Raw genomic sequence first — 7,503 nt, forward strand, 5'->3', positions numbered from 1 at the left:
GTATTTACGCCGTTTGTCGGGCGACGTCCCGCTTGATTTTGTTGCCATAACAGAAGAAATATACGTCCTTCTTCTGTCCGTCTTGCCTAGACCACCTCATTATCCTCCTTTCAGTGAAAGGCCGCGTTTAGCTTCGGACCGTTTCAGTAAACTTAAGAAGCTCCTTCCTCTTCTGCCTGTTCATCTTCCACCCGAAGCGGTTGAAGCAGGAATTGGGTGGCCACCCGCAGATACATCGCGTCGTTGGTATGCAGCCAATAATGCAGGTCCGCCACTTCTGCCTGTGGGTACCACCCGGCACCGCCCACCAGCAACCCGGCTCCGGTGGCAAAACTCACTTCCAGTGCGCCGCTCACTTGCACTCGCACGCTCGCGACCTTCTTCCGGCGCAGGGTGGACACAGCGCGCTGCAAGGGGGATACTGCTTCGTTCCAGCTACATGGCCTCCCTCCCGCCGCCGTTACCTGCCACGGACAGTGAGCTGTCAGTCCCTGTGTTTCCCCGGTGGGTAACTTCAACTCCACGTGGAGCATGGAACCGCTCGAGTTCCCTCTTTCTGCGGTCACCGCCCGCACGGTAGCTCCGTGCCACGGCGCCATCGCCGCTTCCACGGCGGCAAGGGCAACCGGTTGCAGGTCCGCGTACCTGGCGCGCTTCAACGCCAGCATGCCTTCCACGGTCACGGAAAGCGAGGGACCATCCCCACGGGGTATCGTTATGGGCCAGGCCCGCTCAGGATGTTCGCGGGCCACTAGGGCCGAGAGGTCGGCAAAGGCTACATGCGCATGCGCCAAGTCAAGGGGCGACTGGTCGAAGAGCAACATAAATTGCCCCAATGCATGACCAAAGGGTGTATCGTCGACTGAAATAAGCATGGGCAAAAGAACGAGCTACGGGGTGAAAAACACTTTCCATTACCAAAACCCCGGGAGCTACCGTGCATAGGTCACCCAAGCACCAATAGTACCCTCGTTTCCTCAAAAGATGCGTTAACCTTCGGACCGTTTTCGTGAACTCACTTTTGAACTGCTAGCTGTTTGAAATTCAGACCTCACGGCATTGGGTGCAGCTACAGACCAACAACAAGCATTGTAACATGCGCGGTTTAATTATAAATTAAATTGTATATTAATCTGCTGATTGCTGACTAAAAGCGTTTTTGACAGCCCATGAACCGAATAACCGAAGCGCGGTGGCTTCGTCAATGGCTGGGCCTGTGGCTGTTCGTGGCCCTGGCTGCCTGCGGGACCGAGCCGGCCCCCGTGGCCCCGACCGTACGGCACGGGGACCTGCATGGGTTCGTGTACCCGCCCAACTCCATTCGCACCGTTACCGCCACCAGCAGCGCCGGCGACGTGTCTTCCGTGGCCCCCGATCCGACCACCGGCGACTTTACGTTCTTCAAGCTGGTCTTGGGCGTTTACACGTTGCACGCGGTGGCGGCACCGGGGTTCGTGACGCCGGCCTACGGCTACTTCGCCTATGTAGAGACGGGCGGCAGGAATCAAGCCGGCGGGATTTACGCCCGCTCCACGGCCACTGGTTCGGTGAGTGGGCAGGTGGACCCCGTCGGCGCCGTGACCCTCGTGACGGCCACCGGCAGCAGCGGCGCGGCGGCCGTGACCCCAGAGGCGCGCCTGGGGGTGTTCATCCTAGATAACTTGGTGCCCGGCCCTTACACCCTGACCTTTACCCCCGCGAGTGGGTACGCGCCGCCGCCTGCGCGGCCGATCTCCGTCATGGGCGGCACGACCACCTCGGTTGGGGTGATCCAGGTGCGCTGACCGAGGCGCCCAGGCCGCTTTCCAACGTCTGCCCAACGGAACCGGCGCGCAGCTAAAACGGCAGCGAGTTGGTTGTCAAGAGCACCGTGGCTGTTGCAGAACTCCTCGACGAGTGTTCTAGGGTGGAGTTATCGAGGAGCCTCCACCATAAAAAGCTCTTGGGAAAGCATTTCTGGTTGCGAAATCGCACGTCCAACTGGTGCTGGATACAATATCAAGACTTCTGCAACAGCCACGCTCCTTATTTTGAACTCGACGAAGCCGAAGTAGCCGTAAGCATCAAAATCTATGTTGTTTTAACGTTTGGTCTGCTGGAATCGGTCCTTGATGAGGCCTAAAGCAGAGCAGACATTAAATAATTGCGTCCGGTGATGTCTGCATGAAAAGCCGTAGGTTTGTGCTTGTAACAGGCCACTTAACCCGTGAAACCGCGTAAATGAGCTATCCCATTAACCCGGACCGCAACCAGCCGTGGAACGCGCTGCCGGAATTGCCCGTGGCGGCAGCGCTGGTCGAAACGGTTGAAATCCTGAGCCAGTTAGTCAAGGCCCGGGCCGCGCTGGGGCGGCTGCAGGGCCGGAGTGCCGTCATTCCCAACCAAGGCTTGCTCATCAACAGCATCAGCCTGCAGGAAGCCAAGGCCTCCAGCGCCATCGAAAACATCTTTACCACCGACGACGAGCTCTACAAAGCCTACAGCGAGCAGGCCACGGCGACGAGTGAGGGCGCGCCCAAGGAAGTGCTGCGTTACCGCGAAGCCCTGTGGCACGGGCACGACTACCTGCGGGACCGTCCGGCCATTGAGGCCGAGTATTTCCCCCAAGTATACCGGCAAATCACGCAGGCCACGGACGGCATCCGCCCGCCCAGCGCGCAGATCTACCTCAAGCAGGGCGGCTCCGGCCCCAACGCGGGGAAGGCGGCCTACACGCCTCCGCGGGGCAAGGGCGTGCTGGAAGCCAAGCTGGCCAACCTGCTCGCCTTCCTCAACGACGACGAGCGCTTCCCCCTCGACCCGGTGCTGAAGATGGCCATTGGCCATTTTCAATTCGAAGCCATTCACCCGTTTCGCGACGGCAACGGCCGCACGGGTCGGGTATTCAACATCCACTACCTGACCCATAAAGGGCTGCTGGATTACCCGATTCTGTTTTTGAGCCGCTACATCATGGACCACAAGGCCGACTACTACACCTTCCTGTCGGGGGTGTCGCAGCGGGGTGATTGGACATCCTGGCTGCTCTACATGCTGCGGGCCGTCGAAACCACGGCGAACCTGACGTATGATAAAATCAACGACCTGGTGGCGGCCAAGGACGCCATTTTGCAGGCCGTGGTAACCGATACCCAAATGGAGCGCCCGGAGCAACTGGTCAACAGCCTCTTTACGCAGCCCTTTACCAAGGTCAAGCATCTGACCGATGAGCGCCTGTACGTGGAAAACACGGCCCGCAAGTACCTCAATCAGTTAGTGGACATGGGCATCTTGGCCAAAAAAGTCATCTCCGGTCATCACTACTACCAGAACTTGGAGCTTCATCGCATATTGAGCGAGTAACTAGAGAAATGGAAGTCCCGGCCGTTTACCATCGGACCGTTTCGATGAACGCCCGACATCCGGCCGAAAGGCTATCTAGACGTTCGATTAGCGGGGGGCAATGCTTAGCCCTTTACTTTGCCTTTTCCATAATCCTGCCCCTTAGCCTCCTTGAATCCGATGAGCCCGTCTTTGAATGATGATGTACTGGAGCACCTCGCTTCCTATCTGGAGGAAAGCCAGCTATCCGTGGCCATCGCCCAAGTAGAAGCTGCGCTGGGCAAGATGGAGCCCGCTTATTTTCACGCCCTGCGGGGCGTCAGCCTTTTGCCCCAACGCGACGCAGGCCTGCGCTGGCTCAACGCCTTTTACGACCGTGTTTCCCGTACCCAACCGGTCAACGCCCTTTACTTGGAGATGAACGGCTTCGATATCAACACGGACGAGTGGTACGTCGATGGGTTTGCGTTCGAGAAAGTGGGAGACCCCGGCGAGCTGGACTGGCTGGCGGACTGGGAGCAGGACATGACGACCACCGAGCCGTTCGTCCTGCGGGGCTTTGAGGCGGGTCAGCAAGCGTTTGCGCAATACATGGAGGAGGAAGACCCCTCCGACGGGCTGGAAAGGGCCCGAGACCTCGCGGAGGCGTTGGTGGTGTTGCGGTTACAGGAATTACTGGACCATATCCACCGGGCCGCCAAATCCCAGGGACTGGCTTGGGGGCAGACGTCCATTTGGGTGACCGCACACGACTACGACCTGGTGCATATATCGAAGTAGGGGCGGCACAGAAAATCGCTCGTTTTTTCAAACGGCACGCGTTTACCTTCGGACCGTTTCAGTGAACCGAAGCGGATAAGCCCATTTGCACGGCACCAGGCCGTAATTCATCCGTGTCTTCTTAGCGCGGAGTGTCTATGTTGCCCTTTTGTTTTTTATACACAGCGGAGGCGAAGATGAGCGAGAGCGCGCCCACAAAGCTCAGCCCCAGCCCCAGCTCCCTCAAGGAGTCGTTGCGGCGGGAATAGTAGCCCGCCATGAAGACTCCGCCCAAGGCCAAGAGCAGGCATAAGGTGGCAACCAAGTAGAAGGCGCGGGATGGGTTTTTCATGAGGATTCGCAGTCGGTGGTGTCGTGGAAACATAAAGGTGCCGAGGCCGTGGGTTTCTTCCGGTAAATCTGGCTTTCGAACTAGCCTCACACAATACCTAAGTTTCGGGTAATTTTTGAAGCGCTGTCGGCCAGCCAAAGGTCAAATAAACATTCGGTCTAGTGATTAACGCAGCCCATAATAGAGACTGTAGTTTTGGGCCGCTAGCGCAGGGCGGCCGTCGGCGACTTTTTCGGCGCTGTGTGGGGCCTCAAATCGGGCCGTTCGCGCAGTATCTGGACCGTGAGCACGGCGACGCAGACCACAATCGCCAGCAGCAGCACGCCGATTTGCAGCAGGGAAATGCCCAGCGCCCGGCCGTAGCGCCGCGCCGCCGTGAGCGCGGGGGCGGCCCGCAGCAGTTGCGCGTTCACCCAGAGCGTGTACCCCAGCGTCGGGATAAAAATAAGTTGCGAAGCCACCTGCAGAAATGCCAAATTGCCCACCAGCAGCGCGGGCAGCAGGATGGCCAGGTTGAGCACGGTCAAGGTGCCGACGATGAAGGCGTTGGCCAGCAGCACCTCGGCGTAGTTGTAGCCCGCCCGCCGCAGCAGCAGCCACGCCACCAGGGCGTTGAGCGGCAGGATTACCAGCTGCATCAGGGACGGGTGCTTGATGCCAAGGGCGACGTAGCGCTCCACCGCCACCGCCATCAGCCCTTGGGATGGCGAACCCGCCCCGGTGGGCTGCGACGACAGCATGGCCTGTTGCAGGTCAACCTGAAAGGCCGACATGACCAGGGCCGACAGGCCCACCAGCAGCAGCAAGTAGCTCACGGGGCGGAACTGCCGGGTGCGCTGCCCGGCCAAGTACCCGCGGATGGTGAGGCCGGGGCGCGTCAGCAGCTGCCAGAAGGTAAAGGCCAGGCCCTTGTCCACGTGCCAGACGGAGTGGGGCAGGTCGTGCAGCAGCAAATGCTTCAGGGTGATGCGGTGGGTGTCGGCCGGTTGCCCGCAGTGGGCGCAGAACCGGTCGCTCAGGGCCGCGCCGCAGTCGAGGCAGGCGTGCTGGGCGGGCGGGCCGCCACCCGGGGCCGATTCCAAGGCCTCGGCAGCCACCACCGCCGTCAGTTGTGAGGAGTAGTCGAAAGACATAAGCGCGGAATGGTAGAAGAAAGGCCGGGAAGTGTCGGACACCGCAATATCATCAGCGGCGCGCAAAGGATTGGATAATGAAGCGATGGACCGTTTGGATAGACAGATAAGTTATCACTAAGCGCCTTACTTGGCTTTGTCCTGACGTTTGCGCTCGATTATAAGTAGCAAAAAGCACCCAAATACCAGGCCCAACCCGCCCCAGGTCAGGTATCCTGCGAGGGGGGCCAAACGCGGTCCGCTCCCTTGGGTAGCCACGGCGGGCGTATCTCCGCCACGACGGACATTGGCCCCGACCCCCGTGCCGGCAATGAAAAGACCAACCACCATTAGGATAAGGAGGATTTTAGCGCGCAAAGAGGTAATCATGTGGGTGCGTGAAGTATCGTTGTCAGCAGGGCTATCCCTTGCCCTTTGGATGGCGCGAGGTTCACCAGATAATAATGCGCGAGAGAGAAAACGCCGGGCAGGCGAAAGGTAATAGTAGTTTGTACATAGTCCTAGTGCTGGAATTGTTCTTTCAGCGGTACTATTCACCTGAACGCTCTTTACTTTGAACGAAGCCTGTTTAGCTTCGGACCCTTTTCTTGAACTGTAGTACCATTGCGGTTCTACTTTCTGGCACCTTATGCACCTGCTGGCTGAAAACGACGATGCCCTTCGCTTGCTAACCAGCTCGGAAACGCTGCTCAATGCTACCGTGGAAGGCTTCGCCGTTCGCTATGAACGCGACGGCTTGGTAGCAGAGGTGGTCTTCCAGCTGCAACACTCCCAGCGCGTAAACCGGCTGCTGCTGCGGTTTAAACGCGTTCGCGCATACGCGTTTGCTTACAGCGAAGACGTTTCGTTCTACAACGTGGAATCCTTCAAGTTTTTGCGGGTGGCCACTGGCTATTATCTCTCCTTAGACCCAGTCGACGAACGCGACCAAGCCGATGAGTGCGACAACGACACCATTCAGGCCGAAGGAATACAGGTCTACAAGCTGACCCCATCAGAAAGCAATTAGCATTGCACTCGTTCAGGGTAGCACCCTTTTGCTGAACTGCGTTTACCGGCCACCCGCTGAGCAATTATCTTTATTAAATAAGCAGTCAAACCCCGTTCTAATGACGAAGCATAGTCTATTCCTCTCCCTGCTTATTGGTAGTGTAACGCAAGCAGTGGGACAAACTGTTATCCAAGGTAATACCCTGTTTTTGGATCTTCAGACAAGAAAGTCATCCACTAAGGAAGTCAAAGCGCAGTTGGGGCATCGCTACCGGGCAGAAAAGACAGTGAGTGTAGGCACAGCGCTTACTACTGATGGGACGTGCATTGCAACTAAAACGGTAACAGGCATCTCTCTGCGCTACCCAGCACGGGGCTTAACGTGCTATATCAATACGAATACAACTAAGCGGCGAATGGGATTAGCATTGATTGCATTTGACTCTACGGCGAATGTATCATCAGCTAAAGGCATACAGCCCGGTAAACACCGCTTTAGCGATGTGCTTGCCCAGTATGGGCCAATCGACTTTGAGAAAAAGGATAATTCGTTACCCGCTGCAAGGGAGATGTCCAACGAGGAAGGGCAGTGGTTTACCGTTCTCGTTTTCCCTACCATCCGCTTCATCAGCTCAGGCAGAAAGCAGTCAGGTGAAAACTTGCTATTAAGGCCCGTTACCGGCATATGGCTGGAGAACCAATACTAGTAGACTTGGATCGGCATCAGGAGCCGCAAAAGTGCCTATCTGCTTCTGATTTAATGAGCGACTGCAGCTAACTCCCCCTTATCTAATCCCTCCTTTTTTCAAACAGAGCGCGTTTAGCTTCGGACCGTTTTCGTGAACTAGTTGTATAGTCCCAGCGTGAGGTGGGTCGGGTCATGGGTAAAGTTAACGGGGTTTTTCTGCCACTGGGCACACACAAATTCATGTGGCGTGAGGCCGCGTA

Annotated in this window: 8 protein-coding genes; 5 read left to right on the forward strand and 3 right to left on the reverse strand. The window is 57.5% G+C overall.

Translation table 11 applies throughout. From position 1 onward, the window contains the following. Positions 1-152: 152 nt before the first annotated feature. Complete coding sequence (locus CDA63_RS19580) at positions 153-875, reverse strand: hypothetical protein (RefSeq protein WP_088466147.1); 723 nt, start codon at positions 873-875, stop codon at positions 153-155. 294 nt (positions 876-1,169) lie between these two features. Between CDA63_RS19580 and CDA63_RS19585 the strand changes: the two genes are divergently transcribed. The 3 genes from CDA63_RS19585 to CDA63_RS19600 all read left to right on the forward strand — a co-directional run bounded on the left by CDA63_RS19585 (position 1,170) and on the right by CDA63_RS19600 (position 4,101). Then, entirely contained in the window at positions 1,170-1,784 is a 615-nt protein-coding gene (locus tag CDA63_RS19585) for a collagen binding domain-containing protein (protein WP_088466148.1), read from the forward strand. A 436-nt stretch (positions 1,785-2,220) separates the two neighbouring features. Further along, positions 2,221-3,342 carry a Fic family protein gene (locus CDA63_RS19595; RefSeq protein ID WP_088466150.1) on the forward strand — a complete coding sequence of 374 codons (1,122 nt, stop codon included), beginning with the start codon at positions 2,221-2,223 and terminating at the stop codon, positions 3,340-3,342. 159 nt (positions 3,343-3,501) lie between these two features. Next, on the forward strand, positions 3,502-4,101 hold the full coding sequence (locus tag CDA63_RS19600; protein WP_088466151.1) for a hypothetical protein: 600 nt from the start codon (positions 3,502-3,504) through the stop codon (positions 4,099-4,101). A 121-nt stretch (positions 4,102-4,222) separates the two neighbouring features. Here the strand turns inward: CDA63_RS19600 and CDA63_RS19605 are convergent, their stop codons facing one another. Together CDA63_RS19605 and CDA63_RS19610 are read right to left on the reverse strand one after the other, a co-directional pair. Next, entirely contained in the window at positions 4,223-4,432 is a 210-nt protein-coding gene (locus tag CDA63_RS19605) for a hypothetical protein (protein ID WP_088466152.1), read from the reverse strand. A gap of 203 nt (positions 4,433-4,635) precedes the next feature. Further along, positions 4,636-5,565, reverse strand: a complete 930-nt coding sequence (locus CDA63_RS19610) for a DUF3667 domain-containing protein (protein ID WP_088466153.1) — start codon at positions 5,563-5,565, stop codon at positions 4,636-4,638. 628 nt (positions 5,566-6,193) lie between these two features. Here CDA63_RS19610 and CDA63_RS19620 point away from each other — a divergent pair. Further along, positions 6,194-6,574, forward strand: coding sequence for a hypothetical protein (locus CDA63_RS19620; RefSeq protein WP_088466155.1), 381 nt, complete (start codon positions 6,194-6,196; stop codon positions 6,572-6,574). Positions 6,575-6,674: 100 nt separating this feature from the next. After that, complete coding sequence (locus CDA63_RS20670) at positions 6,675-7,262, forward strand: hypothetical protein (RefSeq protein WP_126546978.1); 588 nt, start codon at positions 6,675-6,677, stop codon at positions 7,260-7,262. The last annotated feature ends 241 nt before the right edge of the window (positions 7,263-7,503 follow it).

The organism is Hymenobacter amundsenii (assembly GCF_002204745.1).
GTDB lineage: Bacteria > Bacteroidota > Bacteroidia > Cytophagales > Hymenobacteraceae > Hymenobacter > Hymenobacter amundsenii.